This is a genomic window from Rubrobacter taiwanensis (assembly GCF_004337705.1).
Taxonomy (GTDB): Bacteria; Actinomycetota; Rubrobacteria; order Rubrobacterales; family Rubrobacteraceae; genus Rubrobacter_C; species Rubrobacter_C taiwanensis.
Map to the genome: position 1 here is coordinate 101,896 of NZ_SKBU01000003.1, position 26,826 is coordinate 128,721.

Sequence of the window (26,826 nt, forward strand, 5' to 3'; positions counted from 1 at the left end):
CGCCCCGATCTAGAAGTGATCGAGCGGAAACAGCCAGGGGTCGGCGTCCGGGAAGAGCTCTTGCAGCAGCTCAAGCCCCCGCTCCGTCCCCCGCACAAGCCCGTGCCGGACGAGCTGCTCCCCGGAGAGATACCCGGCGTAGAGCTGCGCCAGCCGCCGTACGTCCAGCGCGACCCTCTCCGCCACCTCCGCTCCGCGGACAGCCTCCCCGCCCCCGAGCGTGTACTCCCCGGCGTTCTCCGCCAGCACCTCGTCTGAGACCTCCAGCACCAGCGGCTCCGCAGCGGACCGCTCCAGCAGCCGCAGCGCTCCCTCCACGCTCACCAGCCGGAGCATGTTGTCCGGCTCCAGCTCCATCTTTACGTGCGCGCTCTCCAGATGAGGGTGCAGGCGCTCCGCGGGAGAGGTGTAGTGCCGGATGTCGAATTCCTTGGAGTCGTAGGAACCGAGAAAGGAGAGCAGCGCGCTCAGGGACCGCGGCGTGCCCCAGACCAGCTCCTCCGCCACGAGCGTGCGCGCGGGCCTCCTGCCTTCCGGCCACCTCTTGTGCCGGTAGATGATGTACCCCTCCACCTCACCGCCGGGCGCATAGACGGCCGCCTCCAGCTCCTCGCCGGAGAGGATCTTCCTCCAGCTCCCCTCCCCCCGCCGCACGCAGAGCTGGTGCCGCTGCCCCTGCCGCTCATAGAGCTCTCTCATGCGCGCAAGATCCCCGCCCCGGTACGCCCGGAGGTGCTTCTGCTCCGGGCTGCGGGCGAGCCGGCCGGGCTCGAGCGTGTACAGCACGGCGTCGCCCGCGAGCTCCCAACCGTAGGCCCGGTAGAAGGAGTGCTCGAAGGGGTCCAGCATGGAGAGATGCAGCCCCCGCTCCCGCATCCCGCCGAGGACCGCCCGCATGAGCTCCCCGGCGAGCCTGCGCCGGCGGTAGGCCGGGTGGGTCGCGACCGCCGCGACGCCGCCCATCGGAGCGGGCCCGCCGTCCACGAACACCTCCAGCGGCAGCACCGTGGCGGTCGCCCGGACCCCGCCATCCAGCTCCGCGACGTAGACCAGATCCGGGTCCAGCCGGGGGTTCCTCTCCGGGTCGTAGTACTCCTCGCTCTCGCCGGGAGCGCCGCCGAAGGCCAGCGACAAGAGCTTCCCGAGCGGTTTTATGTCTCTCTCTTCGAAAGTGCGTACTCTCAAGGAGCTCCCTCTCTATCTTCCGCGGCGCTTCAGCGCCGCACAACGGCAGCGTAACCGGCGGAACGCGGCGCGTCCACCCGCCCAGGGAATTGTGGTAGGGTTGCTGGCGCAGGTTTGCGGCCGGCTAGTGAAGGCAGGTGAGGAAGCGTTGCGCATACCCGAGAGGCTGCCCCCGAGCGCGCAGAGGGTGCAGGAAGAGCTCAAGAGCCGCGGCTATCCGCACCGCGTTGTGGAGACCGAAGAGACCACCCGCAGCGCCGAAGAAGCAGCGCGAGCCGTCGGGTGCGGGGTGGGCCAGATCGTAAAATCCCTCGTCTTCCGGGGCCGGGACTCCGGGCGGCCGATCCTTATCCTCGCCAGCGGCGCGAACCGGGTGGACGTGGCGAAGATCGGCAAGCTCGCCGGTGAACCCGTCGAGAAGCCCGACGCGAAATTCGTCCGGGAGCACACGGGCTTCGCCATCGGGGGTGTGCCGCCGGTCGGCCACCCGGAGCGGCTGCAGACCTACATAGACGAGGACCTGATGCGGTACGGCGAGGTCTGGGCCGCGGGCGGGACGCCGAACCACGTCTTCCGGCTCGCCCCAAACGAGCTTGCGGATATGACCGGCGGCAAGGTGGCGGTCACGAAGTGAGAGAGACTCCGGAGGACCTGCGGCGGCTGCAGGAGCTGCTGGAGCGCAGCATCGGGCGGGCCGGGGAGTTTTTGCGCAGCTCGTTCCGGATGCCGGAGCACTCGCTCTCGGCGGAGCAACTCGCCAACCACCTGCGGGGGATAAGAAACGTGGCCCTGGCGACGGTCACGCAGCGGGGCGAGCCGCGCGTCGCGCCCACGGGCGCCCTCTTCTACCGGGGGGCCTTCCACATCCCGACGGTGGCAGCGGCTGCCCGCGCCCGGCACGTCGCCCGGCGTCCGGCCGTCAGCCTCACGTACTACGAGGGGAGCGCGCTTGCGATCATCGCCCACGGCCGGGCAGCCCTGATCCCGGCCGGCGAGCCGGAGTTCGAGGCGCTGAACGAGCTGTACATATCTAGCGGCGGCCAGGACATCCGCGCGTGGGGCGAGGCCGTATACCTGCGAATAGACCCGGACGTGCTCTATACCTTTGCTCTGTATCCGGATCGATTTCCGGGATGAAGGTGTGCTAGTGCAAGGGCTTCGAAAGGCCCGAAACACACACGAGTCTCCCGGGGCGGCTCACCCGTAGACCTCCCGGCGTCCCCTCACGGCAGGACCTCGTCCACGGGGAGCGACAGACCTTCCACGGTCACGGAGACGACCGGATCGCCGGGTCCGTACCGGCGAGAGACGAGGTAGCGTCCGGCCTGGGGGTGTGCGTAGAGCTCCAGCGCGCCTTCGGAGCCCGTGAGGTCCACGATCCACACCTCCGGGATCCCCGCTGCGGCGTAGCGTGGCAGCTTGACGGCCCGGTCGTAGGAGAGTGAACTGTCGGCTACCTCGACCACCAGGAGCACGTCGGAGGCCTCGGGCAAGCGAGAAAGGCGGGAGAATCCCTCCGAAAACAGCATCAGGTCCGGCTGATGCTCACCGTACTCGTGAAGCACCAGGGGGTTCTGCACGCTCACGCGGTGGCGATCCTCGCCCCAGCCCCACAGCAAGCGCGCGATCCGGTCCACAGCCTCGACGTGGCGCCAGCCTATGGGGGTCATCTCCACGATCTCCCCGTCGACGAGTTCGACCCGGTCGTCCTCGCCGAAGACGCCGGCCTCGCCCATCTTGTGGTACTCCTCGACCGTGAAACGGTGCTTGGTGACCTCCGCCGGTAGCATCTCACGCTCCTCCCTCGCTGATCTCCATATTCTCCATATCAGCCCCCTCGCTTCTCCACCAGCGCCCCCTCCGGGTCGTCGGTCTTCCCGAGGTAGAGCTTCTTCTGCTTGCCGCCCTCATGGTAGCGGAAGTACCAGTACGGCCCCCGAGGACGTCGGCTCCCGTCTCTCCGGGTGTAGTAACGGATCTCCGACTGGAGAACGCCGTCGCTGTAAGGCCGGTACTCCACCACCTCGGAGGCCGGACGCCCCGTCTGAGCCTCCATCCTCTGGTGCAGAGCTCGATCCAGCCTCTGCAGCTCGTCATCCTCCAACCCCGGCAGAGCCTCGAGAATCGCCCTGAGTTCCACTTTGCTCCTTTCTATACTACCCTCTATCCCCCTAAAACCCGGTAGCTCTCGAGCGTCAGCCCCCTCCCCCGCAAAGCCAGCCGACTTCGAGAAGCGGTATATCCGATACTCTCAAAATGATTGCCCTCTTTGGGCCGCGCCGCAAACGCCGGACTGTCGCAAATGTTGTGTATGTGTGCGCGTACACGAAATATACCATAGGCTGAAGCCGTATGTGGGTACGAAGAGGAGCCCTTTTGGACCGGGTCCCGAGGCCACCGCTCCGGGTCCGCAACCCAGTCGAGCGCGGTGGCGGCATGACGGTCAACTTCCTCGACCCGGATGGCACGGAGTTGGAGTTGCACACCGGGGACCTGCGCGGCCGCTTGGAGGTCTGGCGCGAGACGGGATATATTAAGGGCGGTGATTCCCAGGCCCGCCAAGAGGGAAGATGAGCTGCATGCCTACGTCCGGGGGCCGCTCTTCTCCCGGCCGGTGCTCTGCGGTCTGGGCGCGGTCTTCGCCTTCAGCACGCTCGGCGCGCTCACGTGGTTCGGGCTGCTGCTCCTACACGCCGACACCGTAGTAGGGTACCTGGGGCTGCTGGAGACCCTGCGCGTGACGGCGGTCCTGATGGGCGGGATCTCGGCAACCTCCATCCTGTTCGTCCTCCACTACAGCCGCCTCTACACTTACGTCTCGGAGGAGAACGTCTTCTTCACCCTCGCCTTCGCGCTCTCTTTCCTGCTCGGCGCTCCCTGCGCCCTGGTCGGCCTCTTCGGGTAGGCCGGGAACGTGATATAGTCGCCCGTGGCCCGGATTTCTTGCTAGAGAGGTGCGAATGCGAGCTTACGAGCGGCTGGAGAAGCGTTTCGAGCGGCTGGGGAACCTGTACGGTGCCCTGAGCCTGCTGCACTGGGACACACAGACCATGATGCCGCGGGGGGGCGCCGGAGCGCGCGGGGAGCAGCTGGCGGCGCTCAGCGTGGTCTGCCATGAGCTGCTCACCGACCCAGAAGTAGAGAAGCTGCTGGATGAGGCGGAGCGCGAGGGCGGCCTCAATGAGTGGCAGGCCGCCAACCTGCGGGAGATGCGGCGGTCCTGGGTCCACGCGGGCGCCCTGGATGCAGAGCTCATCTCCGAGTTCTCGCGGGCGAGATCCGCATGCGAGATGGTCTGGCGCGAGGCGCGCCCCGCGAACGACTTCGCCGCCGTGCGGCCCGGTCTGGAGCGCGTGCTGGAGCTCGTGCGGGAAGCGGGCCGGGCCAAAGCGGAGAAGCTGGGCATCCCGCCGTATGACGCGCTGCTCGACGAGTACGAGCCGGGGGGCAGTTCGGAGAAGATAGACCGCCTCTTCGACGACTTCGCCGCCTTCCTGCCGGACTTCCTGGAAGAGGTGCTCGCCAGGCAGGAGCGGGAGCCGGAGATACCGCCGCTCGGAGGGCCGTTCGACGAGAGCAGCCAGCGGCAGATAGCCCTCAAGATGATGGAGACCCTCGGCTTCGACTTCGACCACGGCCGGCTCGATACCAGCCTCCACGCCTTCTGCATGGGGATGCCGCAGGACGTGCGCGTCACCACCCGCTACGACGAGAACGACCCCATGAAGTCGCTTCTGACCGTGCTGCACGAGACCGGACACGCTCTCTACGAGCAGGGGCTCCCGCGGAGGTGGCGTCTGCAGCCGGTCGGCCAGTCGTGCAGTACGAGCCTGCACGAGAGCCAGTCGCTGCTGGTGGAGAAGCAGGCCGGACACAGTCCGGAGTTCTTCCGGTTCGCGGCTCCGGTGATGCGCGAGATCTTCGGCAGCAGCGGAGCGGCGTGGGAGCCGGAGAACCTCTACCGCCGCTGCACGCGCGTGGAGCGGAGCCTGATCCGCATAGACGCCGACGAGGTGACCTACCCGGCGCACGTCATCCTGCGCTACCGGCTGGAGAAGGCCATGGTCGAGGGCGGCCTGGAGGTAAAAGACCTGCCCGGGGCCTGGAACGAGGGGATGCGGGAGCTCATCGGGGTCGTCCCGCCGGACGACCGCGACGGATGCCTTCAGGACATCCACTGGTACGAGGGGCTCTTCGCCTACTTCCCGACCTACACTCTGGGAGCGATGAGCGCCGCACAACTCTTCGACGCCGCCCGGCGGGAGGAACCGGAGATCATGTCCGGCATCGAGCGGGGAGACTTCGCGCCGCTGCTGGACTGGCTGCGGAAGAACGTGCACGAGAAGGGTGCGCTCCGGAGCCCGGACGAGCTGATCTCCGAAGCTACCGGCCGTCCGCTCGACTCGGAGGTCTTCAAGCGCCACCTCAAGGCGCGCTACCTCTCCGGCTGAGGCCGGCTACGATTCCTGATCGCCGGCCTCCCGATCTCTGAGCCTGCGGGCCACCCGGCGCTTCTCCTCGTCCTCGGAGGGTTCGCGGGACTCTTCCTGGCGGGAGGAAGGGCTCCCTTTGCCCTCCCCGGGCACGTGCGGCGTCGCCTCCGGCTCCGGGCTCAGGGGTTCTCTGGATCTCTTCCTCGAACGGCTGCTCATGCTATCCACCTCCTCCCTAAAGGGGATACCCGGTGCGGGAAGGGAGCTAAACCGGCCGCCCGCCGGGCTCCTCGAAGAGGTGCGAGGCCCCGGGGACTACCTCAAGCTCCTTCTCTTCCGCGCCGAGCTCGACCGGGGCCCGCCGGCCAAGCCCGCTACCTCTCCGGCACTGCCAGGTTCCCCCTCAGGGTCGCTCCCCGGCCGGGATCTCCACCTCGCACTCCAGGCTCACCCCTCCCCAACGACCTCCGTGACGCTGATGTAGCCGGGTGCTCCCGGCTCGACCGGGAAGCCCTCCACCAGGAAGCCGCGCACCCGGACGGACCGCCCGGCGTACTCCTCCAGCTCCTCGGTGTCGCTCTTGAGCGCGTATGAGACCTCCCCCCCGATCTCGTCCACCAGGGCGAAGGGCGTACCAAACTGCCGCAGAAACTCCGGCTCCTCCCGCCGCTTGATCCTGCCCCCGGCCTCTACCTGCTGCTCCTCCACAGGCACCTCTCTTAGAGTTCCTTCAGAGCCGGCCCGAGCTTGCTCCGGTAAAACTCGCAGAACTCCTGCTGGGCGTCGCCGATCTGCACGAGCGCGACGTGAGTAAAGCCGGCGTCTGCGAACCGTTTGACGCCCTCCACGATCCCCTCGACCTCCGGACCGCACGGGACGAGCTCTGCGACATCGTCTTCCCGCACGAACTGCGTGTAGGCCTCGAAGTTTACGGGGTTAGGCAGCTCGGCCATCACCTTCCAGCCGGCAGCCAGCCAGGAGAACTGCTCGTGAGCTATCCTGCGGCGCTCGGCCTCGTCCGGACCCCAGCTGACGGGCAGCTGGGCCACGGCCTTCCCGCCATCCCCTCCGGCCTCGCGGTACATCTGCACGAGCTCCCTCTCGGGCTCGACCGCGATCAGGAAATCCCCGTACTCTCCGGCCAGGTTGCAGGACTCCCGGCCGCTCGCGGCTATCCCCACTTCGAGCGGCTCCTCCGGTGGGTCGAACAGCCGGGCGTCCTCCACGGCGTAGTGGGCGCCGCGGTAGGTGACGTACCCCCCGCCGAAGAGGTCCCGGATGATCTCGACCGCCTCGGCCAGCATCTCGTGCCGCACGTCCACGGGCGGCCAGCCCGCGCCTACCACGTGCTCGTTCAGGTTCTCTCCGGCCCCAAGTCCTAGAGAGAAGCGCCCGCCGGAGAGCAGCGAGACGGTGGCGGCTTTCTGGGCCACGACCGCCGGGTGGTAGCGGATCGTCGGACAGGTTACGTAGGTCATCAACGGGATGCGCTCCGTCGCCTGGGCGACCGCCCCGAGCACCGACCAGGCGTAGGGAGAGTGCCCCTGAGCCTCCAGCCAGGGGTGGTAGTGGTCGCTTATCACGGCGAAGTCGAAGCCGGCCCGCTCGGCGTGGACCGCATCCCGGACCAGGTCTCCCGGCGAGCGCTGCTCGCACATCATCGTGTATCCGATCTCAACCATCCACACACCTCCAGAGTCCGCCGGCACATCACGGAGATGCTACCCGCCGGGCCGCCTCCTTAACCCCGGCCCTCTACTCCTCAGCGTACCCGTGCCGGCCGTAGAGCCGGACGAAGTAGGCTCCGGTAATGTTGCGGCGGCGCACCAGGCTTCCGCCGGTCTCCTTCTCGAAGAGGGTCACCACCTCGTTCCCGCCCGGACCTACCGGCTGGACGAGCCGCCCGCCGGGAGCCAGCTGCTCTACGAGCGGCGGCGGGACCTCGGGGAACGCCGCCGCTACCAGGATCGCGTCGTAGGGGGCGTGCTCGGGCAGCCCCTCCGTGCCGTCGCCGACCACCACCCGGGCGTTCTCGACGCCGTACCGCTCCAGGTTCTCCCGGGCCGCAGCGGCGATGTCCGGCCAGCGCTCCACGCTCCAGACAAAACCGGCGAGGCGGGCGAGCAGCGCCGTCTGGAATCCGTAGCCCGCCCCGACCTCCAGGACGCGCTCGGAACCGCGCAACCCGAGGGCCTCGACCATCTTCGCCGAGAGCGAGGGCTGGGTGGTCACCTGGTCGTGCGGGATCGGCAGCGGCCGGTCCTCGTAGGCCCGCCCGGCCAACTCCGGCGGGACGAACCCGGCCCGGTCCACCTCGCGCACCGCCTGCAGGACGCGGGGGTCGGAGACCCCCGCGGCAGCTACGGCCCGGACGAGGTCTTCCCGCGTTCTCATGCCGTCATTATGCCGCGCGGCCGGAGGGCGGCTAGTTGAAGTGGGGCAGGATCTCCCGCTCGCAGAACCGGAAGAAGCCCTCCTGATCGGGGCCGATCTGGTGCAGGTACACCTCGTCGTAACCCGCCTGCTCGTACTGCCGGATGCTCTCCAGGTACGGCTCGGGGTCCGGTCCGGTCGGCGGGGTGTCCGCCACCATCTCCTCGGTCACGATGGAGGCCGCCTGCTCGAAGTGCTTCGGGCTCGGCAGCTCCTGAGCTAGCTCGCCGGGCAGCCCTATGTTCGGCCACAGCCGGTGGATCATGCGCCGGGCCTCGGCCTCGTCCTCGTGCCAGCAGACCTTCATCTCCCCGATCTTGGGCTTGTCCGGGCCGGCCTTCTGCGCGAAGGCGTCCAGCAGCTCCTTCTCCGGAGCGGTGCCCACATATCCGTCTCCGATGCGCGCGGCGACCTCGATTGCCTTGGGACCGAAGGCCGAGACGTAGATGGGCGGCAGCTCGCCGGGCAGGGTGTAGAGGCGGGCGTTCTCGACCGTGTAGTACCTGCCGTGGTGGCTCTTGTTCCCGCCCTCCCACAGGAGCCGGATCACCGCCACGGCCTCCTCCAGCATCTCCAGCCGCACGTCGGCCTCCGGCCAGCGGTCGCCGAGGATGTGCTCGTTCAGGTTCTCGCCGCTGCCGACCCCGAAGAAGAAGCGGCCCTCCAGCATCACCTGGGAGGTCGCGGCGGCCTGGGCCAGGATCGCCGGGTGTATCCGGATCGTGGGGCACGTGACCCCGGTTCCCAACCGCAGCCGCTCCGTGACGGCCGCTATCCCCCCGATGACCGACCACACAAACGGGCTCTGCCCCTGAGCATCTACCCAGGGATGGTAGTGGTCGGAGATCCAGGCCCCGTAGAACCCCGCCTCCTCGGCCCGCCGGGCGTTGCGCACCAGGTCGTTGGGGTCTGTCTCCTCGCTGGAGAGCACGTAGCAGATCTCGGGCATCTCAAGTCGCTCCTTCCTAAATTAGTGTGCGCTGCCACACCCCTTACCCTCGCCCCTCTGCCGGCTAAACCGGCACGTTCCCCGGCCGGCCGCAGCGGGTAAGAGGCAAGAGAGCGGACACCAGAAGGGAGGCAACGATATGCAGCACGACGAGTTCATCGAGCGGGTCAGAGAGCGCGCCGGGCTGGGCACGCAGGCCGAGGCCGAGCGCGCCACCTACGCCGTGCTCGCGACGCTGGGAGACTACCTGGCCGGCGGGGAGGGCAAGTACCTCGCAGCCCAGCTCCCGCAGGGCGTCGCAGAGCACCTGGAGCGCCGGCCGCCGGAGCGCAGCCTCCTCTACTCGCCGGACGACTTCCTCCAGCAGGTGGGCGAGAAGGAGGGCGCAAGCCTGGAGGAGGCCCGCAAGCACACCCGGGCCGTCTTCAGCGTCCTGGAGGAGGCCGTCACAGAGGGCGAGATGCGGGACATCCGCCGCCAGTTCCCGGCCGGGTTCGAGCCCCTCTTCGGGAGCTAGCCCACAGAGAGAGATGCATCGGGTCAGCGTGGTCATCCCCACGCTAAACGAGGAGGGCACCGTCGGCGCGCTGCTCGCAGACCTCTCCCGGCAGACCCTCCGCCCGGACGAGATCCTGGTCGTCGACGGCGGCTCCCGGGACGGAACGGCGCGGGTGGTGGAGCGGTTCCCCGGAGTGCGGCTGCTCGGGACCGGCCCGCCGGTGGCGAACCAGAGGAACCTCGGCGGGCGGCGCGCCGCCGGAGATGTCCTGGTCTTCCTCGACGCCGACGTCCGCCTGCACCGCGACTTCCTGCGGAAGCTCCTGGAGGAGTTCGAGCGCCGCGATCTGGACCTCGCCTGCCCCCGCTACCTCCCCTACCGCTCCACCCTTCCCATCTACTGCTTCCACCTCCTGTTCAACGCCCTCTTCCGGGCCGCCGCCAGGCTGCTGCCCTCCGGGGCCGGGCACTGCATCGTGATCCGGCGCAAGACCTTCCTCAAGAGCGGCGGCTTCGACCCCTCCCTGAAGTTCGACGACATAGAGCTGATCCGGCGCCTCGGCCGCAGATGCCGCTTCGGCATCCTCGGCGAGAGGGTCTACGTCTCCGACCGGCGCTACCGGGAAGCCGGGACCCTGCGGGCCTTCGCCACCTACCTGCTGCTGGCCCTGATCTTCGCCACCGGGCGCTTCCGGCTGGCGAACCGGGTCCCCTACACCTTCGGCGAACACGGAGGACCGGCCCGCTACGACTCCTCGTAGGTCGTCTCCACAGGGGCCGAGGACTCCACCACGCTCACCCGGTACCCGGCCTCTCTCAGCCCGTTCACTATGCCGGTCGGGGTGGTGGTCTCCAGCCGCAGGACTATATTCCGCTCGCGGGCGCGGTGGCCCGGGCCGACGAGCACGCTGGCGATGTTCACCTGGCGGTCCCGGATCACGTCCACTATGGCGGCCAGAGTGCCCGGACGGTTCGGCACCCCCTCCACCTCCAGCCACACGCCGGGACCGCGCACCCCGAAGAGCTCTATGAGCGTCCGCATCATGTCCGAGGAGGTGATGATGCCCACCAGCTCGCCGTCGGCGACCACGGGCAGGCAGCCGATCTTGCGCTCGTAGATCTCCCTCGCCGCACGATCTATGGTGTCCAGCGGGTGTATGGTCACGAGATCCGTCGTCATGATCTCCCGCATGCTCGCCCACCCGAAGACGTTCTCCTCGCCGCCGGCGGCCCGGGGCGGGCTGGCGTCCCGAAGGTCCCTGTCCGAGACCAGACCGATGAGCCTCCCGCCCTCCACGATGGGGATGTGGCGGATCCTCCGCTCCCTGCACAGCGCCCACGCCTGGGCCACGCTGGCCTCCGGCCCCAGCGTGGCCACATCCCGCGTCATCGAATCCCTGACCCGCAGCACGGCTTCCTCCTCTCACCCGGTGCCGGACACGGGCAGCATACAGGATATCCGGGAGAAGCGCGGCCGGTGCGCTAGAGCTTCTCCAGCCCCTCCTGGAAGGCGGTCCAGGGCAGCGTGGCGCACTTGATGCGCGACGGGTACTTTATGACGCCCTTGAGCGCCGCCAGGTCGTCGGCTTCGGAGAACTGCTCCTCGCCGGTCATGGCCCTCTTGAACCACTCGATCTCGGAGGCGGCCTCCTCCCGGCTCTTGCCGACCAGACGCCCGGTCATCATCGAGGCCGACGCCTGGGAGATCGAGCAGCCCCGGCCGGTGAAGGTGGCCTCGGCCACCTTGCCGTCCTCGAACCGGGCGTAGACCGTCACCTCGTCGCCGCAGAGCGGGTTGAGCAGGTGCTCCTTGAGGTCGGGGTTCTCCAGCTCCCCGCGGTTGCGGGGGCGCTGGTAGTGGTCCATGATGACCTGCGTGTAGAGCTCGCGCATCATCTCGCGAATGCTCCGAAGAACTCCCGCGCCCTTTGCACCGCCTCGACCAGCGCGTCTACCTCTTCTTCGGTATTGTATAGGTAGAAGCTGGCCCGCGCGGTGGCCGCCACCCCGAGCCGGCGCATCAGAGGCTGGCAGCAGTGGTGCCCGCTCCGGGTCGCAATACCCTCCTCGTCCAGGAGCTGCGAGAGGTCGTGCGGGTGCACGTCCGGCAGGTGGAAGGCCACAACCCCGGTCCGGTCCTTCTCGGGTCCGAAGATGGTGATCCCCTCCAGCTCCGAGAGCCGCCGGTAGGCGTACTCCCCGAGGTGCCGCTCGTGCTCCCGGACGTTCTCCATCCCAAGCCCGCTCAGGTAGTCCACCGCCGCCCCGAGCCCTATAGCCTGCGCGATGTTCATAGTTCCGGCCTCGAACTTGTAGGGGATGTCGTTCCAGGTGGAGTACTCGAGATGCACCTCCCGGATCATCTCCCCCCCGCCCAGGAACGGGTCCATCTCCTCCAAGAGCTCGGGCCGGGCCCACAGCACCCCGACCCCGGTCGGGCCGAGCATCTTGTGCCCGCTCGCCGCGAAGAAGTCGCAGCCTAAAGATTTCACGTCCACCGGCACATGCGGCGCGCTCTGCGCCCCGTCCACGAGCATCAGGGCGCCGTGGGCGTGGGCCAGCGCCGCCAGCCTCTCTACCGGGTTGATCGTGCCGAGCACGTTGGAGGCGTGGATGCACCCGACGAGCCGGGTGCGCGGCCCGATCAGTTGCTCCGCCGCCTCCATGTCCAGCGCGCCGTCTTCGCGGACGGGGATGAAGCGCAGCTTCGCCCCAGCCGCCCGCGCAGCGAGCTGCCAGGGAACGAGGTTGGAGTGGTGCTCGGACTCGGTGAGGACCACCTCGTCGCCCTCGCGCAGGTTCTTGCGGCCCCACGCGTAGGCGACCAGGTTTATGCTCTCTGTCGTGCCGCGGGTGAAGACAACGCTCCGTGTATCCGGCGCGCCCAAAAAGCGCGCCACCTTCCGCCGGGCCTCCTCGTAGAGGGCGGTAGCCTCCTCAGCCAGCCGGTGCACGCCGCGGTGGATGTTGGCGTTGTGCCGCTCGTAGTACTCCGTGAGCGCGTCCAGCACCTGCCGGGGCTTCTGGGAGGTGGCCGCGTTATCCAGGTAGACGAGCGGCCTATCGCCCACCCGGCGCTTCAGGATGGGGAAGTCCTCTCTCACCTGCCGCACGTCGTACATCGCGCTACCTCCGCCGCCTCCGCCGGGTCCCGGTGACCTTCGCCTCCGAGAGCGCCACGTAGACGTCGCCGTCCTCCACCTTCACCTCGTGCTTGGGCACGGGCTTTACGGCGGGCAGGGTGAGGGCCCTGCCGGTGGTCACGTCGAACTTGGCCCCGTGGCGGGGGCACTTTATCTCCTTGCCGGAGAGCTCGCCCTGATCCAACGGCCCGGCGTCGTGGGTACACACGTCCTCTATGGCGTGCAGCTCGCCGTCCACGTTGCACAGGGCGACCCGGTGGCCCTCCAGCTCGTAGACCTTAACCTCGCCGGGGGCGATATCTCCTACCCGGGCTATCTTGTGGTACTCGCTCATATCTCTCTTTAGGCTACACGCTCCTCGAAGCCGAGCCCGATCTTCTCCTCGATGGCCCGGTCCAGCTTCTCCCTGAGGCCCCTGAGCGGGACGCGGCTCGTGACCTCGCCGAAGAACCCGAACACCACCAGCTTCTCGGCCTCCTGCCGCGGCACGCCCCGGCTCATCAGGTAGAAGATCTCATCCTCGTTCACCTGCCCGGTGGTGGAGCCGTGGGAGCACTTCACGTCGTCGGCCATGATCTCCAGGTTCGGCAGGCTGACGGCCATCGCCTCGTCGGTGCCCAGGATCAGGTTCCGGTTCGTCTGGTAGGCGTCGGTCTTCTGAGCGCCCGGCTCTACCCGGATGAGCCCGCTGAAGACGGCCCTCGACTCATCCCGCAAAGCCCCCTTGTAAAGCAGGTCCGAGTGCGCGGAGGGCGCGATGTGGTCCTGAAGGGTGTGGTGGTCTATGAGCTGGTCCTCGTCGGCGAAGTACAGCCCGAGCATCTCCGAGTCGCTGCCCGGGGCCGTGAGCCCAGCCTCCACGTTCGTCCGGCTCAGCGTGGCGCCGAAGGAGACCACCAGGCTGTTGATGGTCGCGTCCCGGCCGGCGGCGCTCCGGATGGTGTTGAAGTGGTAGACGTTGCGCGCCCAGTTCTGCAGCGACACGTAGCGCAGGCTGGCCCCCTGGCCCACGAAGAGCTCGACGGCTCCGTTGGAGAGCGCCGGCTCCCCGGCGTCGGCGGAGGCGTACTCATCTATGTAGGTGACGGAGGCCCCCTCCTCGACCACGACCAGCGTGCGCGGCATTATGGAGCCCGCCACGTCCAGCCAGTAGTAGCTCTGGATCGGCACCTCCACCTCCACGCCGCGCGGCACGTAGAGGAAGGTGCCGCCGGCGAAGAGCGCCGCGGAGAGCGCGGCGAACTTGTCGTAGCCCGCCGGAACCTGGTCGAAGAGCTTCTCCCGCACCAGATCCTCGTGCTCCCGCAGAGCGGTGTGCAGGTCGGTGAAGATCACGCCCCTGGAAGAGAGCTCCTCGTCCACCCGGCGCAGCGTGGTCTCGGAGTTGTGCTGCACCAGGAGCGCCGAGTTCTCCTCGCCCTCCCGGATGAGCCGCTGCACGGCGCCCGGCAGGTCGCCCTCGCGGGTCACGTCCGGGCTCGCGGCGTAGGGCACGAAGCTCTCCAGCTCCCCGAGCTCGGAGATGTCCGTGTAGCGCCACGCCTCGTCCTTGCGCGTGGGCATGGGGGTCTCCTCGAAGACCCGCCACGCCTCAAGGCGCTTCTCGGCCAGCCAGCGCGGCTCGTCTTTGTAAGAGGACAGGGCCTTTACGGTCTCGGATGTGAAACCCGCCTTTCTGAGAACCTCCGGAACGCCGTTCGTGCTCAAATCGTAAAACCTCCGCTTCGCCGAGATGGGGGCGAACCCTGACGGCCCGCCCCCACAGAACCTCACTGTTTTAGCCCGGTGGCGGCCGGCGCCGCTGCCTAGCCGACCGACCCCTCCATCTCGAGCTGGATCAGGCGGTTCAGCTCGATGGCATACTCCAGCGGCAGCTCCTTGGCGATCGGCTCGATGAAGCCGTTGACCACGAGCGCCATCGCCTCGTCCTCCGGGATGCCCCGGCTCATCAGGTAGAAGAGCTGGTCCTCGCCGACCTTCGAGACCGATGCCTCGTGCTCGGTCGTGACCTTCTTCTCCTCGATCTCGATGTAGGGATAGGTGTCGGTGCGGGCCTTCTCGTCCAGCAACAAGGCGTCGCACTCCACACGGCTCTTGGAGTTCTCGGCCCCCTCGTGCACCTTCAGAAGCCCGCGGTAGCTGGAGCGCCCGGTCCCCTTGGAGATGGACTTGGAGGTGATGCGGCTGGTGGTGTTCGGCGCCGCGTGCACGACCTTGCCGCCCGCGTCCTGGTGCTGCCCGTCGCCCGCGTAGGCGACCGAGAGGATCTCGCCGTGCGCCCCCTCGCCCATCAGGTAGACGGCCGGGTACTTCATCGTGAGCTTGGAGCCGAGGTTGCCGTCCACCCACTCGATGGTGGCGTTCTCGTAGGCCACCCCGCGCTTGGTCACGAGGTTGTAGGTGTTGTGCGACCAGTTCTGGATGGTCGAGTAGCGGATGCGCGCCCCCGGCTTGGCGATCAGCTCCACCACCGCCGAGTGCAGCGAGTTGGTGGTGTAGGTCGGCGCCGTGCAGCCCTCGATGTAGTGGACGTAGGAGCCCTCCTCGGCGATGATGAGCGTCCGCTCGAACTGGCCCATGTTCTCCGCGTTGATGCGGAAGTAGGCCTGCAGCGGGATGTCCACGTGCACGCCCGCGGGCACGTAGACGAACGAACCGCCGCTCCACACCGCACTGTTCAGGGCCGCGAACTTGTTGTCGTCCGGCGGGACGACCGTGCCGAAGTACTGGCGCACGATATCCTCGTGCTCCCTGAGGCCGCCGTCCATGTCCAGGAAGATGACGCCCTGCTTCTCCCACTCCTCCTTGAGGTTGTGGTAGACGACCTCGCTCTCGTACTGCGCGCCCACCCCGGCGAGCACCTCGCGCTCGGCCTGCGGGATGCCCAGCCGCTCGAAGGTGTTCTTGATCTCCTCCGGCACCTCATCCCAGCTGCGCCCCTGGTTCTCAACGGGCCGGATGTAGTAGTAGATGTCGTCGAAGTCCAGCCCGGAGAGGTCGCCGCCCCAAGTGGGGGTCGGCTTCTCCAGGAAGATCTCCAGCGCCTTCAGCCGGAACTCTAGCATCCATTCGGGCTCGTTCTTGTGCTTGGAGATCATGGCTATGATCTCCGGGTCCAGCCCCTTGCGCGGGGTCTTGAAGAAGTACTCCTCCGGATCGCGGAAGCCGTACCTGTACTCGTCGAGCCCGAGCTCGGTTATGCTCTTCTCCTCTGGCATCCTTCCCTCCTTAACTCTGAGTGCCGGCCCCGAACTCCTGCCGCACCCAGTCGTAGCCCTTCGCTTCCAGCTCGTCCGCCAGCTCCTTGCCACCGGAGGTGACGATCCGGCCGTCGAGCATGACATGCACGTAGTCAGGCTCAATGTAGCGCAGAATCCGGGAGTAGTGCGTGATCACGATCGCGGAGAACTCGGGGCCCCGCATCTCGTTCACACCCCGGGCGACCACCTGCAACGCGTCGATGTCCAGCCCGGAGTCGGTCTCGTCCAGAATGGCCAGCTTGGGCTGGAGCATGAGCAGCTGCAGGATCTCGTTCCGCTTCTTCTCACCACCGCTGAAGCCCTCGTTCAAATACCGCTCGGCGAAGCTGGGGTCGATCTGCATGACCCGCATCTTCTCCTGCAGCAGCCGGTACATCTCCATCGCCGAGAGCTCCTCCTCCCGCACGGAGTTGACCGCCGTGCGCAGGAAGTTGGCCACGCTGACCCCCGGTACCTCACTCGGATACTGGAAGGCCATGAAGACCCCAAGCCGCGCCCGCTCGTCAGGCTCCAGCTCCAGCAAATCCTCGCCCTCGAACGTTACCGACCCCCCCGTCACCTCGTAGCGGGGATGGCCCATGAGCGCGTTGGCCAGCGTACTCTTGCCAGAACCATTGGGCCCCATGATGGCGTGGATCTCACCCCTGCCGACCTCGAGATCGAGGCCCTTTACGATCTCGCCACCCTCCTCAACCGCTACGCGCAAGTTCTCTATCTTCAGCATCCTACCCCGCGTCCTTCGCCTGTATTACGGTACAGCTTGCTACTGCTAGCTATTAAAACATAGCTCGGTAGAACCGACAATGATATGAGACTGAAAATAAGAATGTATACTGAAATTTCCCGAATCGCCCTTTTCAAGCGGGTTTTCGAGATGAGCGAATCCCGGTGCGGGGGTTTTTACGAAACATTCTCAATAAAAGCGCCCTCCGAAGCGCGTTACAAAGTGGCCTGCGGGCCGTCGCGGGGTTAGTGAGAACGGCTCTCGATTAGAAGGGTTGAAGTTCGGCGTCTCCGGCGTGCAGGGGTTTTTCCGGGTCTGCCTTGCGGTGCAGGTAGCCGAGGGCGAGGGTTTTTCCTCTTACCGGGAGGGGGGATATGCTGGTGAGGGCACCGACCCGGGCATCTTCCTGCAGGATCTCGGCTCCGGCGGGGGCTTTGCCTGTGACCGTGAAGCGGTGCAGGGTGTGTCTGGGGCGGCCCCGGTAGTGCATACGGGCGACGGTCTCCTGGCCGGGGTAGCAGCCTTTCTTAAGGCTCACGGCCCGTTCCAGGATGCCGGCTTCGGCGGGGAAGACGGCATCGTCCATATCTGCTCCGAAGCGCGGGATGCCGGCGGCTATGCGGGCGGTCTCGAAGGCGCGGAGGCCGGCGGGTCTGGCGCCGCGGGAGATCAAGGTCTCCCAGGCGGTCCGGAGGGCGGCGGGTGGTCCCAGCAGGTCGCAACCCGGGAGGGGGTGGGCGGTTCCGGCGGCGAGCAGGCGGGCTCCGCCGATCTCCACCTCTGAGCTGGCGTGTTCGGGGAGGTTGAGATTCAGGAGCGCGGGGGCCTGGGGGCCGTAGAGGCCGAGCATGCCCCATTCCGGTGAGAGGGTCTCGAGCTTCAGGCGGGAGAACGGGGCGTAGCGGCCCAGGATCTTCTGGGCGGCGGTCTCTCCTTCGGGTTCGGTATCCAGGAGGATCGCGGTCTCCCCGGTCTTCAGGATGCGCAGGTCGGTCTGGATGCGGCCCTTCGGCGAGAGCAGGGCGGCGTAGGCGCCGCGGTCTGGCTCTTGTGGGATCTCGTTGGTGACGACGGCCCGGAGCATCTCGGACGGATCGCGCCCCGAGAGCCGGAAGATCGGGCGAAAGGAGCGGTCCACCAGGCCGGTGCCGTGTTCGAGTGCGGCGAGCTCGGCCAGGGCGTCTCCGTAGTCCGCGGGGACTAAACATCCTCCGAAACGGGTAAACTCCGCTCCCAGAGCGTCGTGGAGCTCGTGCAGGGGGAGCCGGACGGTCTTCTCCTGGTGCTTCATGGCCGTCATTATTCTAATGCAGATGTTCCGGGTGTGAGGAGGAGAAGGTGGTAAGGGCTGCGATCCTGGACGTGGACGGCACGCTGATGGACACCAACTATCTGCACGTCGAGGCCTGGGCGCGGGCCTTCCGGCGGCTCGGGCTGGAGGTGCCGCGCTACGAGATACACCGTCAGATCGGCAAGGGCTCTGACAAGCTCGTGCCGGAGTTTGTGGAAGGCGCGGAGGCGCAGGAGGAGGCCAGCGAGCTGCACGGCGAGATATACCTGCAGCTGCAGGAGCACGGCTACCCGCTACCCGGTGCGAAGGAGCTCATCGCGTTTCTCGGGGAGCGGGGCGTAGAGGTGTGGTTCGCCACCAGCGCCAAGCCGGAGGAGCTCGAGCACCATCTGGAAGAGCTGGAGGCGGAGGGCAGGATCTCCGGCGTCGTCTCCTCCGGCGAGGTTGAGGAGTCCAAGCCCGCCCCGGACCTCTTCAGGGAGGCGCTGAAGCGGGCCGGGACTGCGGCGGAGGAGGCCGTGGCCGTCGGGGATGCCATCTGGGATGTGCGGTCCGCAAAGCAGGCCGGGCTGCGGACGGCAGCGGTGCTGACCGGGGGGGCGTTCGGCCGGGGGGAGCTCGAAGAGGCCGGGGCTGCGGCCGTCTTCCGGGACTGTGCCGAGCTGCTGGAGAGCGGCTTCTTAGAGCAGTGGTAGAGCGTTGGCGCGTGCAGGCCGCCGGACGCTCTGGTATACTCGTTTGGGCAAGTGGAAGGTGGTTGCTGCGCTAAACAGAACGCCGCCCGCAAGCTGGGGCGGCCTTTTAATTTAGCCCTGCAGCCCGAGAGAAAGAAAGGCGGGCGTTCGTCTATGCCCCAAGGAACAGTGAAGTGGTTCAGCGACGAGAAGGGCTACGGGTTCATCTCTCCCGACGACGGGGGCGATGACATCTTCGTGCACCACACCGGAATCCTCGGCGAGGGCTTTAAGTCCCTCGAGAAGGGCGACCGGGTAAGCTATGAGGCGGTCCAAGGCCGGAAGGGGATGCAGGCGGAGAACGTCTCCCGCGCCTGAGAATTGCGCACACTCACCGGGGAAAGAGGCCGGGAGCACTCTCCCGGCCTCTTTCCATGACCGGCCTCTCCCCTGTTATACAATCGGTTTCGAGCGGCGCGGGAAGCTACCGAGAAGGAGCTGAAGATGCCACGCAACTCGCAGCCCATAATCCCTTATGTAACAGAGCAGACGCCCATGGGCGAGAGGACGATGGACCTCTACTCCCGGCTGCTGAAAGACCGGATCATCTTCCTCGGCACGCCCGTGGTGGATCAGGTAGCCAACTCGGTCATGGCGCAGCTGTTGCACCTGGAGAGCGAGGACCCCGAACAGGACATCCACATGTACATCAACTCCCCGGGCGGCAGCGTCCCGGCGGGGCTTGCGATCTACGACACGATGCAGTTCGTCAGGCCCGACGTCACCACGACGGCGCTGGGCATGGCCGCCTCGATGGGGGCGTTCCTGCTCGCCGGCGGCGCGAAGGGCAAGCGCAGCGCGCTGTCGAACAGCCGCATCATGCTGCACCAGCCGGCCGCGCAGGGCATCGGCGGGCAGGCCTCCGACGTGGAGATCTACGCCAGAGAGCTGGTGAACATGAAGCGGCGCATCAACGAGATCCTGGCCGAGCACACCGGCCAGCCCTACGAGAAGATCGAGCGCGACACCGATCGCGATTTCATCATGGGCCCTGAGGAGGCGCGGGAGTACGGGCTGGTGGACCGCGTGATCAGCCGCCCGGGAGAGTGAGCTCCAGCCGGTCCTCGCGGCGGTCGAACCCTGTGCCCAGCTCCCCGGAGAGGAGCTCCATACGGTCCAGGATCTCCTCCCGCTCGCTCCCGGTAGCCGGCCCCACCCGGGCGTAGCGCAGGCGGACCGGGAAGAGCTCCAGCCGCCGGGGCTCGCCCCCCTCGATGCCTACCCGGAAGAGGAACGACCGGTCGTTGCGCAGACGCGGGTCCACGGCGTAGTCGTCTATGAAGTCGCCGGTGTCGTACAGGATGGGCCTGCCGCGGTAGACCTCAACCCCCTGGAAGATGTGGGCGCTGTGCCCGTAGTACACGTCCGCGCCCCGGTCTACCACCGCCCGGGCGAAGCGCCGGAAGCCCTCGCTCGGGCGCTCTATCATGTTCGGCCCCCAGTGGTTGGAGAAGACGACGGTCCTCGCTCCTGCCCTCCGCGCGGCCCCCACCGCCGCCTCCACGCGGCCCAGCACCTCCGGCTCCAGGGACACCGGCAGGTAGTTAGTGCCCGGCCGGTCCTCTCCGGCGGCGAAGGGCGGCTCGTTGTCCGTGAATGCCACCAGCGCAACCCGCTCCCCGGCGGCCTCCAGGACCGCCGGGCGGGCCGCTTCCTCCCGGTCGCGGCCCGCCCCCGCGTACCGGATGCCGGCCCTCTCCAGGCATTCCAGGGTGTCCAGCAGGCCCCGCTCCCCGTAATCCAGCGTGTGGTTGTTGGCTAGAGAGACGGCGTCTATGCGGGCGGCGCGCAGCACCTCCACGGCAGCGGGATCGGCGCGGAAGTGGAAGACCTTGGGCGTGCGCTCCCACCGCCGCCGGTGATCCGTGATGGCGCACTCCAGGTTGACGATGCGCAGATCCGCGGCCTCCAGCAGGGGCAGCACCTCCCCCCAGGGCTCCTCGGGGCGCATTCCGCGCAGCGCCTCGTTCACCCCCCGCCCGAGCATCACGTCGCCGGCGAGCGCCAGCACTACCACTTCTCGTCCCTCTCCGCGGCGACCCGGACGTCTGCGTACACGCGCGAGAGCGGCTTTCCGCTCTCACGCGCGAGCCGGAGCGCGTCGGCGTACTCGGGAGCGGCGATGAAGTCCTCGCCGTCCAGCGTTCCCACCTTCACCCGGCAGCGGCCGTAGGGCAGCTCCACCTCCACCGTGCGCCTCCCGGCCACCGTCCGGCCCACCGGGTGGTGCCGGACGCCCAGCGTGCCCGTCTCGCGCATCAGGAGGCGCGCCAGGCGTTCAAGATCGCCCGCCGGGGCCAGGGCGCACAGCTTGTACGCGCCGCGGCCGCGCTTCATGAAGATGGGCTCCAGCCAGGCATCCGGCGCTCCCTCGTCCAGAAGCCGCTCCACCGCGGCCCCCAGCACCTCGCCGGGGGCATCGTCCACGTTGGCCTCCAGCAGGACGAGATCCCCCCTCACCCCCTCCAGCTCCCCGACCACGGCGCGCAGCAGGTTAGGCACGCCCCGGAAGCGCGCCCTCCCCGCGCCGTAGCCGACCGACCTCAGCGTCATCGGCGGAGCGGCGTCGGTGAACGTGCCGCCGGTGAGCTCGGCCAAAAGGGCCGCGCCGGTGGGGGTGGTCATCTCGTGCCGCTCCTCCTCCCAGCGGACCTTCGAGCCCTTCAGGATCTCCAGCGTCGCCGGGCCGGGCGCAGGCAGCGGCCCGTGAGCCGCCCTCACCACCCCGCCGCCCAGCGGCAGCGGACCGCAGCTCACCGTCTCAGCCCCCAGAAGCTCCAGCGCCACGCAGCTCCCCACCAGATCCACGATGGAGTCCACCGCCCCGACCTCGTGGAAGGCGACCTCCTCCGGGTCCCGGCCGTGGACACGTCCCTCAGCGACCGCCAGCCGTCGGAACGCCCCCACGGCTCGCTCCTTCGCACGGGCGGGGAGATCTGAGGCCTCGATCATCTCCCGGACGGCGCGGAAGTCGCGGTGGACGCGCTCCGGCGGACACCCGACAGCGAGGCGCAGCGAACCCACACCGTTCACCTGCGCAGGCTCCGCCGCGATCCTGAATCCCACCCCCAGCCCCTCCAGCACGGCCGAGACCTCCTCCAGCGGCGCGCCGGCGTGGACCAGAGCCGCCAGCGTCATGTCCCCCGCCGCCCCGCCGATCGGCTGGAAATGTACGTGAGACAAGCTACCCCCCTCTAGCCGGCTCCCGGAGCCGCCGGCTGCGCCGGATATTCGCCGCAGGATGTAATCAAATTTACCAGAAGCAGAAAAACTCCGGTCTCCGCCTCAGATTAGATATTACAAAAATCCGCCATATAGGGCATAATCATGGGTGAAAGCCGGCGTAGATGGCCCCCGGGAGGATGGGTGGAGGTTCGGCTCTCCCGAGATATTAATATGACGGGTGCGTGAGAAGTCTTGCCTAGCACGGGGCTCTTCAGAATTCTGCTCGCCTTCTTCCTCCTCCTGCTGCTGAGCCGGGGAGCTGTGGAGGGGGGCTGGCTCGCCTACGCCGCCGTGGTGCTGGCGGCGGGCTTCGGGGGAATGCTCGCCTTCGGACGTCCGGCGACACTCTTCCGGGAGCGGCTGGTCATCGTGCTGGCGGATGCGCTGATGGCGGCTCTGCTGGTGGCCGGCACCGGCGGTCCGGCCTCTCCGCTCTTCCCCCTCTTCTTCCTGGCCGCTCTCGGGATCCCCTGGACGGCCAGCCCGGGCCGGATGGCGCTGGGTTCGCTGGCGCTGCCGGCGGGGTATCTCGCCGCGGTCGGGGCCGCCGCCGGAGATCCTGCGGCGGCGGTCGCATCCGGGCCCCTGCTGTGGGCCGCCCTGATCGGAGCCTTCTGCGCGGGCTCCTGGTTTCTGGGACTGGAGATCGCGGGTCTGCGGGAGCACAATGCCCGGCTCGCGCGGGCGCACGCACACGAAAAGGGCTCGATGGAGCGGGTGCGGGAAGCCGTCTCGCGCCTCTCCCCCATGCTGGCGGTCTCGGATCTCGACGGGATCCTGCGCTGGGCCGCCGGGGTCGCCGCGGAGATCACCCGGGCTCCGTACGCACACGTGGCGGCCCTGGACAAGTACCGCCACCAGACGGTCGCCGGGGGAGAGTACGATTCCTACCCCAGCTGGTGGCACCCCGAGATCCAGCGGCTGGTGCTGCGCAGCGCGCGCGAGGGGAAGGTGCTGCGCCGGGAGGGCCGCGCGGGGGAGCTGGAGGGGCTTACGGCCATCCCGCTGGTCTCCGGGACGGGCGAGGGCTGGGGAGCCGTGGTGGTCGCCGGGGCGGAGGTCGGACCCGATCAGGAACGGGTGCTGAAGCTGCTCGCCGGACAGGTGGCGACCGCGGTGGAGCGGAACTCCGGCGAGGCTCCCGGCGGACGGGACCCGGTCTCCGGGGTTCCGAATCAGAGTTCTTTCCAGCACGTCCTGCGGCAGGAGCTGGTCCGGGAGGGTTCGCTCACCGTACTCGCGGTGGACATCGAGCATTTCCGCCACTACAACAGCGCGCGCGGCCCGAAAGCCGGAGACGAGCTCCTGCGGAGCATCGGCCGCGAGCTGGAGCGGCGGCAGCGGCGGGTCTTCCGGCTGCGGGACGACGAGTTCGCCGTGATCCTGAGCGGCTCCAGCCGCCTCAGGGCCCAGCGGACGGCGCGCGGAATCCAGCGGCTCGTCGCGGAGTTGACCTCTGCCAGCGGGGTTCCGCTGCGCGCCACGGTCGGCTACACCCTCCTGGAGGAGTCCGACCGCGATCCGGACCTCGTTCTGGACGCCGTGCTGGGCGGGCTGGAGCAGGCCAGGTCCAGCCCCGAGAGGGTGGCGGAGCTGCCGGTCGGTGCGCGGGTCCGGTATCCGGGCGGGGCGCAGCTCACGGACGTTCTCCTCTCACTGGCGGAGGCAGCCGACGTGCGCGACTCCTACACCGGCGGGCACATGCGGGCTGTGGCCCGGCTCTCCGGGCTCATCGGCCGGGAGCTGGGATTGCCGCCGGAGGAGGTGGAGATCCTCACCGTCGCGGCGCTGCTGCACGACGTGGGCAAGATCGGCATCCCGGACTCCATACTCAGTAAGCCCGGCCGCCTGACGCCCGAGGAGTTCGAGATAGTCAGAACCCACCCGGACCTCGGGGTGCAGATCCTGAAGTTCGTCCGGGGCCTGGAGCCCGTCCTGCCGGCCGTCCGCCACCACCACGAGCGCTACGACGGCCGCGGATACCCGGACGGGCTGAGGGGCGAGGAGATCCCGCGCATGGCCCGGATCATCTTCGTCGCCGACTCCTATGACGCCATGGTGCGCGACCGGGCCTACCGCAGGGGCATGCCGCCCGAGATGGTGGTGGAGGAGATCCGGCGCAACGCCGGCACTCAGTTCGATCCGGAGGTCGTGCGCGCCTTTCTGAGGGTCTTCCGGGAGGAGACCGGCCACCGGAGCATCGGCTCGGCCGGCTAGCCTACAGCGCCCGGCCCAGCCGGCGCAGCACGAAGAGCACGACCGCCAGCGCCACCGCCAGCACGATCATGGGCCGGGGGTCGCTCTTCACCGCCTCCTGCACCTTCGAAGCATCCCCCTTCTCGCGCGCCTCCTGCAGCAGCTCCACCTGCCTCCCGGCGGCCAGAACGGTCTCCTCCTTCTGCCGCTCCAGCTGGGCCTTCAGCGACTCTCCCAGCGCCCGCAGCCGCTCCCGCAGCGCCTGCCGGACCTTCTCCTTGATCGCGTCCGGCCGGGTCTGCTCCCGCAGCCGGGCGACGTCCGGCTGCATGCGGTTGCGGACGTTGGCGATCTCCAGTTCCAGCCGGTCGAACCTCTCGTCGCTCATCGTCCGAACTGCTCCTTAAACCACTCGATGCTCCGCTGAACGGAGCGGATCGTGCGCTGCGGCTTGGGGTCCAGCCCCCGCAGCCCGGCCGCTCCCGCGCCGGCGAGCACACCCGCGATGATGAGGAGTATCACGGCGTTTATGCCCGCCGCAGCCCACGGCGGGAACCCGGCCGCCTGCATCGTGTACATCCCCGCCAGGAAGAAGAAGATCAGGAAGAGGAAGAGAAAAACGGCCCCGGCCACCAGAAGCCCGACGGCCCTTCCGGCCCGCTTCGCGACCGGCTCCAGCTCGGTCCGCGCCATCTCCCCGTGCAGCCGCACCAGCTCCTGCAGCTGCGGCCGAAGCTCCTTTAGGATCTCCTTCACCCCCCGCTCCTCTTCCGCGCCGGGCGGCCGGTCGAGCTGCTGGGTTATCTCGGATGTCCGGTCTCTCTCCGTCACCTTCCTCCTCTCCGCCAGCTCCGTCTCGAAGTGAGGGTACCCCTCTCAGAACCGGCCTAATCTTCTCCCAACCGGAGGCGGGACTCAAGCTCCCGAAGGAAGTTCCCGCGTAGGGTAGAATCCCGTAGAGACGACGTAGTAGGCGGGAGAAGGGAACCGCATCGTGAAGGTGGCGCTGTTCATACCCTGCTTCGTGGACCTGATCTACCCCCAGGTGGGGGTTAGCGTCGTGCGCGTGCTGCGCCGGCTGGGGGTGGACCCCGCCTACCCGGAGGGCCAGACCTGCTGCGGCCAGCCCGCCTTCAACTCCGGGTTTCTGGGAGAAGCCCGGAACGTCGCCCGCCACTTCGTGGACGTCTTCGAGCGGGACGAGTGGGACTACATAGTCACCCCCTCGGGCTCCTGCGCGGCCATGGTCTCCCACTACTACCCCGTACTCTTTAAAGACCATCCCGGCACCCGGGAGCCCGCCGAGCGCATAGCCGGTAAGGTCCGGGAGTTCTCGGACTTTCTGGTGAACGTTCTGGAGGCGGAGAGCGCAGGGGGGCGGCTGGAAGGGAATGCCGTCTTCCACACCGGTTGTCACCAGCGCCGGGAGCTCGGGGTGCTCCACGAACCCCGAAAGCTCCTCTCTCACGTCGAGGGATTGGAGCTGCTGGAGTGGCGCAACGAGGAGCTCTGCTGTGGTTTCGGCGGGACCTTCTCCGTCAAGATGCCGGACGTCTCCAGCGCCATGGCGGACGAGAAGATCCGGGCCCTGGAGGAGAGCGGAGCGGATACCCTCATCTCCTGCGACTCCAGCTGCTTGATGCACCTCGAAGGCCGCCTCAAGAAGACCGGCCACGAAGACGTGCGCGTGTACCACCTCGCGCAGGTGCTGGACTCCGGAGAAGGAAGGGACGGCTAGGGGTATGGAGAGGCGCGACCGCCGCCGCGAGGGGATAGCGAGCCCCGTTGAGGGCTTCAACGGCCGCGCCCGCAAGGCGATCCGGGACAGGTTCCTGCACGACGCCGTCGCTCTGGCGACGAACCGGTTCGTCGCCAGCCGCAACGCGGCCCTGGGAGCGCTGCCCGAGGCCCCGGAGCTCAGAGAGCGTGCCTACCACATCAAACGGAAGACCATGCAAAACCTCCACCACTACCTCGCCCGGCTGGCAGAGGAGGTGGAGAGGCGCGGCGGCAAGGTTCACTTCGCTAAAGACGGCGAAGAGGTAGTCCGCTACGTAGCCGCCCTCGCCGAGAGCAAGGGGGCGAGAAATGTGGTCAAGTCCAAGAGCATGGTCACAGAGGAGATAGAGCTCAACCGCCGCCTGGAGGAAGGCTACCCGGAGCTGGGGTTGGAGATAGTCGAGACCGACCTTGGGGAGTGGATCGCCCAGCTCGCAGGCGACCATCCCTCCCACATCGTGGCCCCCATAATCCACATGAACCGCCACCAGATCGCAGACGTCCTCTCCCGGGTTGCCGGAGAACGGCTGCCGCCTAAGGTGGAGGATCTGATGCAGTTCGCCCGGCGGCGGTTGCGGGAGAAGTTCCTTGCGGCCGACATAGGGATAACGGGGGCGAACTTCGCCGTTTCCGAGACGGGCACGATAGTGCTTGTGACCAACGAGGGCAACGGCAGGCTGGTCACAAGCCTGCCGCCCGTGCACGTGGCCGTCGTCGGCATAGAGAAGCTGGTGCCGCGCCTTGAAGATCTGGAGGTCTTCCTCCGCCTGCTGGCGCGCAGCGGCACCGGCCAGAAGATGACCGTCTACACGACCCTCCTCACGGGGCCCCGGCGCCCCGGCGAGCTGGACGGTCCTGAGGAGTTTCACCTCATCCTGCTGGACAACGGGCGCAGCGAGCTGCTCGGAACGGAGTTTGAAGAAGCGCTCTTCTGCATAAGGTGCGGGGCGTGCCTGAACGTCTGCCCCGTCTACCG

General features: G+C 68.0%; 32 protein-coding genes. 12 read left to right on the top strand and 20 right to left on the bottom strand.

What is annotated here, in order from left to right:
- Positions 1–9 precede the first annotated feature (9 nt).
- Complete coding sequence (locus E0L93_RS01535; RefSeq protein ID WP_132687519.1) at positions 10–1,185, bottom strand: GNAT family N-acetyltransferase; 1,176 nt, start codon at positions 1,183–1,185, stop codon at positions 10–12.
- Between the two features lie 148 nt (positions 1,186–1,333).
- On the opposite strand from E0L93_RS01535, the gene E0L93_RS01540 reads away from it, so the two are divergent.
- Positions 1,334–1,819: a YbaK/EbsC family protein gene (locus E0L93_RS01540; RefSeq protein ID WP_243638060.1), complete on the top strand. Its 486-nt coding sequence runs from the start codon at positions 1,334–1,336 to the stop codon at positions 1,817–1,819.
- Entirely contained in the window at positions 1,816–2,322 is a 507-nt protein-coding gene (locus E0L93_RS01545; protein ID WP_132687524.1) for a pyridoxamine 5'-phosphate oxidase family protein, read from the top strand. The genes E0L93_RS01540 and E0L93_RS01545 overlap by 4 nt, the downstream gene beginning before the upstream one ends.
- A gap of 86 nt (positions 2,323–2,408) precedes the next feature.
- Here the strand turns inward: E0L93_RS01545 and E0L93_RS01550 are convergent, their stop codons facing one another.
- Together E0L93_RS01550 and E0L93_RS01555 are read right to left on the bottom strand one after the other, a co-directional pair.
- Positions 2,409–2,975 (bottom strand): Uma2 family endonuclease, encoded by a 567-nt coding sequence (locus E0L93_RS01550; RefSeq protein ID WP_132687526.1) that lies wholly within the window; start codon positions 2,973–2,975, stop codon positions 2,409–2,411.
- Between the two features lie 38 nt (positions 2,976–3,013).
- A complete protein-coding gene (locus E0L93_RS01555) occupies positions 3,014–3,325 on the bottom strand; it encodes a DUF6788 family protein (protein ID WP_132687529.1) in 312 nt (103 codons plus the stop codon).
- Between the two features lie 402 nt (positions 3,326–3,727).
- On the opposite strand from E0L93_RS01555, the gene E0L93_RS01560 reads away from it, so the two are divergent.
- Both E0L93_RS01560 and E0L93_RS01565 read left to right on the top strand, forming a co-directional pair.
- Positions 3,728–4,090: a hypothetical protein gene (locus E0L93_RS01560; RefSeq protein WP_132687531.1), complete on the top strand. Its 363-nt coding sequence runs from the start codon at positions 3,728–3,730 to the stop codon at positions 4,088–4,090.
- A gap of 55 nt (positions 4,091–4,145) precedes the next feature.
- Complete coding sequence (locus E0L93_RS01565) at positions 4,146–5,636, top strand: carboxypeptidase M32 (protein ID WP_132687534.1); 1,491 nt, start codon at positions 4,146–4,148, stop codon at positions 5,634–5,636.
- Positions 5,637–5,642: 6 nt separating this feature from the next.
- On the opposite strand, the gene E0L93_RS01570 is transcribed toward E0L93_RS01565, so the two are convergent.
- From E0L93_RS01570 to E0L93_RS01590, 5 genes are all read right to left on the bottom strand, one after another.
- Positions 5,643–5,837 carry a hypothetical protein gene (locus tag E0L93_RS01570; RefSeq protein ID WP_132687536.1) on the bottom strand — a complete coding sequence of 65 codons (195 nt, stop codon included), beginning with the start codon at positions 5,835–5,837 and terminating at the stop codon, positions 5,643–5,645.
- 228 nt (positions 5,838–6,065) lie between these two features.
- Positions 6,066–6,326: a hypothetical protein gene (locus E0L93_RS01575; RefSeq protein ID WP_132687538.1), complete on the bottom strand. Its 261-nt coding sequence runs from the start codon at positions 6,324–6,326 to the stop codon at positions 6,066–6,068.
- 11 nt (positions 6,327–6,337) lie between these two features.
- Positions 6,338–7,300, bottom strand: a complete 963-nt coding sequence (locus E0L93_RS01580) for an LLM class F420-dependent oxidoreductase (protein ID WP_132687540.1) — start codon at positions 7,298–7,300, stop codon at positions 6,338–6,340.
- Positions 7,301–7,373: 73 nt separating this feature from the next.
- Positions 7,374–8,012 carry a protein-L-isoaspartate(D-aspartate) O-methyltransferase gene (locus E0L93_RS01585; RefSeq protein WP_132687543.1) on the bottom strand — a complete coding sequence of 213 codons (639 nt, stop codon included), beginning with the start codon at positions 8,010–8,012 and terminating at the stop codon, positions 7,374–7,376.
- 31 nt (positions 8,013–8,043) lie between these two features.
- Positions 8,044–9,000, bottom strand: a complete 957-nt coding sequence (locus E0L93_RS01590; protein ID WP_132687545.1) for a TIGR03557 family F420-dependent LLM class oxidoreductase — start codon at positions 8,998–9,000, stop codon at positions 8,044–8,046.
- 139 nt (positions 9,001–9,139) lie between these two features.
- Here E0L93_RS01590 and E0L93_RS01595 point away from each other — a divergent pair, with 139 nt between their 5' ends.
- The gene (locus E0L93_RS01595; protein WP_132687547.1) at positions 9,140–9,517 is read left to right on the top strand and encodes a DUF2267 domain-containing protein; all 378 of its coding nucleotides are present in this window, start codon (positions 9,140–9,142) and stop codon (positions 9,515–9,517) included.
- Between the two features lie 13 nt (positions 9,518–9,530).
- Positions 9,531–10,259, top strand: a complete 729-nt coding sequence (locus E0L93_RS01600) for a glycosyltransferase (RefSeq protein WP_132687550.1) — start codon at positions 9,531–9,533, stop codon at positions 10,257–10,259.
- On the opposite strand, the gene E0L93_RS01605 is transcribed toward E0L93_RS01600, so the two are convergent.
- The 8 genes from E0L93_RS01605 to ygfZ all read right to left on the bottom strand — a co-directional run bounded on the left by E0L93_RS01605 (position 10,244) and on the right by ygfZ (position 17,916).
- A complete protein-coding gene (locus E0L93_RS01605) occupies positions 10,244–10,909 on the bottom strand; it encodes a CBS and ACT domain-containing protein (RefSeq protein WP_243638061.1) in 666 nt (221 codons plus the stop codon). The genes E0L93_RS01600 and E0L93_RS01605 overlap by 16 nt on opposite strands.
- Before the next feature lie 71 nt (positions 10,910–10,980).
- A complete protein-coding gene (gene sufU, locus E0L93_RS01610) occupies positions 10,981–11,394 on the bottom strand; it encodes a Fe-S cluster assembly sulfur transfer protein SufU (RefSeq protein WP_132687552.1) in 414 nt (137 codons plus the stop codon).
- The gene (locus E0L93_RS01615; protein ID WP_132687554.1) at positions 11,391–12,620 is read right to left on the bottom strand and encodes a cysteine desulfurase; all 1,230 of its coding nucleotides are present in this window, start codon (positions 12,618–12,620) and stop codon (positions 11,391–11,393) included. Before E0L93_RS01615 ends, sufU begins: the two co-directional genes overlap by 4 nt.
- A gap of 4 nt (positions 12,621–12,624) precedes the next feature.
- Positions 12,625–12,975: a Rieske (2Fe-2S) protein gene (locus E0L93_RS01620; protein ID WP_132687557.1), complete on the bottom strand. Its 351-nt coding sequence runs from the start codon at positions 12,973–12,975 to the stop codon at positions 12,625–12,627.
- Positions 12,976–12,983: 8 nt separating this feature from the next.
- Positions 12,984–14,348 (bottom strand): Fe-S cluster assembly protein SufD, encoded by a 1,365-nt coding sequence (gene sufD, locus E0L93_RS01625; RefSeq protein WP_132687559.1) that lies wholly within the window; start codon positions 14,346–14,348, stop codon positions 12,984–12,986.
- Positions 14,349–14,446: 98 nt separating this feature from the next.
- Positions 14,447–15,859, bottom strand: a complete 1,413-nt coding sequence (sufB, locus tag E0L93_RS01630; RefSeq protein ID WP_132687561.1) for a Fe-S cluster assembly protein SufB — start codon at positions 15,857–15,859, stop codon at positions 14,447–14,449.
- 10 nt (positions 15,860–15,869) lie between these two features.
- The gene (gene sufC / locus E0L93_RS01635; protein WP_132687564.1) at positions 15,870–16,625 is read right to left on the bottom strand and encodes a Fe-S cluster assembly ATPase SufC; all 756 of its coding nucleotides are present in this window, start codon (positions 16,623–16,625) and stop codon (positions 15,870–15,872) included.
- A gap of 265 nt (positions 16,626–16,890) precedes the next feature.
- Complete coding sequence (gene ygfZ, locus E0L93_RS01640) at positions 16,891–17,916, bottom strand: CAF17-like 4Fe-4S cluster assembly/insertion protein YgfZ (RefSeq protein ID WP_207890263.1); 1,026 nt, start codon at positions 17,914–17,916, stop codon at positions 16,891–16,893.
- 47 nt (positions 17,917–17,963) lie between these two features.
- Between ygfZ and E0L93_RS01645 the strand changes: the two genes are divergently transcribed.
- The 3 genes from E0L93_RS01645 (at position 17,964) to E0L93_RS01655 (ending at position 19,700) form a co-directional block, all read left to right on the top strand.
- Positions 17,964–18,611, top strand: coding sequence for an HAD family hydrolase (locus E0L93_RS01645; protein WP_132687570.1), 648 nt, complete (start codon positions 17,964–17,966; stop codon positions 18,609–18,611).
- Between the two features lie 153 nt (positions 18,612–18,764).
- Positions 18,765–18,968 (top strand): cold-shock protein, encoded by a 204-nt coding sequence (locus tag E0L93_RS01650; RefSeq protein ID WP_132687573.1) that lies wholly within the window; start codon positions 18,765–18,767, stop codon positions 18,966–18,968.
- A 126-nt stretch (positions 18,969–19,094) separates the two neighbouring features.
- Complete coding sequence (locus E0L93_RS01655; RefSeq protein WP_132687576.1) at positions 19,095–19,700, top strand: ATP-dependent Clp protease proteolytic subunit; 606 nt, start codon at positions 19,095–19,097, stop codon at positions 19,698–19,700.
- Here E0L93_RS01655 and E0L93_RS01660 read toward each other — a convergent pair.
- Entirely contained in the window at positions 19,681–20,667 is a 987-nt protein-coding gene (locus tag E0L93_RS01660) for a CapA family protein (RefSeq protein ID WP_132687578.1), read from the bottom strand. The genes E0L93_RS01655 and E0L93_RS01660 overlap by 20 nt on opposite strands.
- Complete coding sequence (larC, locus tag E0L93_RS01665) at positions 20,661–21,833, bottom strand: nickel pincer cofactor biosynthesis protein LarC (protein WP_132687581.1); 1,173 nt, start codon at positions 21,831–21,833, stop codon at positions 20,661–20,663. The genes E0L93_RS01660 and larC overlap by 7 nt, the downstream gene beginning before the upstream one ends.
- A gap of 234 nt (positions 21,834–22,067) precedes the next feature.
- Here larC and E0L93_RS01670 point away from each other — a divergent pair, with 234 nt between their 5' ends.
- Positions 22,068–24,092: an HD-GYP domain-containing protein gene (locus E0L93_RS01670; protein ID WP_132687584.1), complete on the top strand. Its 2,025-nt coding sequence runs from the start codon at positions 22,068–22,070 to the stop codon at positions 24,090–24,092.
- Between the two features lies 1 nt (position 24,093).
- Here E0L93_RS01670 and E0L93_RS01675 read toward each other — a convergent pair whose 3' ends face one another.
- Together E0L93_RS01675 and E0L93_RS01680 are read right to left on the bottom strand one after the other, a co-directional pair.
- A complete protein-coding gene (locus tag E0L93_RS01675; RefSeq protein ID WP_132687586.1) occupies positions 24,094–24,459 on the bottom strand; it encodes a hypothetical protein in 366 nt (121 codons plus the stop codon).
- Positions 24,456–24,902, bottom strand: a complete 447-nt coding sequence (locus E0L93_RS01680; RefSeq protein ID WP_165874096.1) for a phage holin family protein — start codon at positions 24,900–24,902, stop codon at positions 24,456–24,458. Before E0L93_RS01680 ends, E0L93_RS01675 begins: the two co-directional genes overlap by 4 nt.
- Before the next feature lie 163 nt (positions 24,903–25,065).
- Here E0L93_RS01680 and E0L93_RS01685 point away from each other — a divergent pair, with 163 nt between their 5' ends.
- Both E0L93_RS01685 and E0L93_RS01690 read left to right on the top strand, forming a co-directional pair.
- A complete protein-coding gene (locus tag E0L93_RS01685; protein ID WP_132687591.1) occupies positions 25,066–25,809 on the top strand; it encodes a (Fe-S)-binding protein in 744 nt (247 codons plus the stop codon).
- 4 nt (positions 25,810–25,813) lie between these two features.
- Positions 25,814–26,826: LUD domain-containing protein (locus E0L93_RS01690; RefSeq protein ID WP_132687594.1), on the top strand; the 1,013-nt coding region annotated here is incomplete at its 3' end.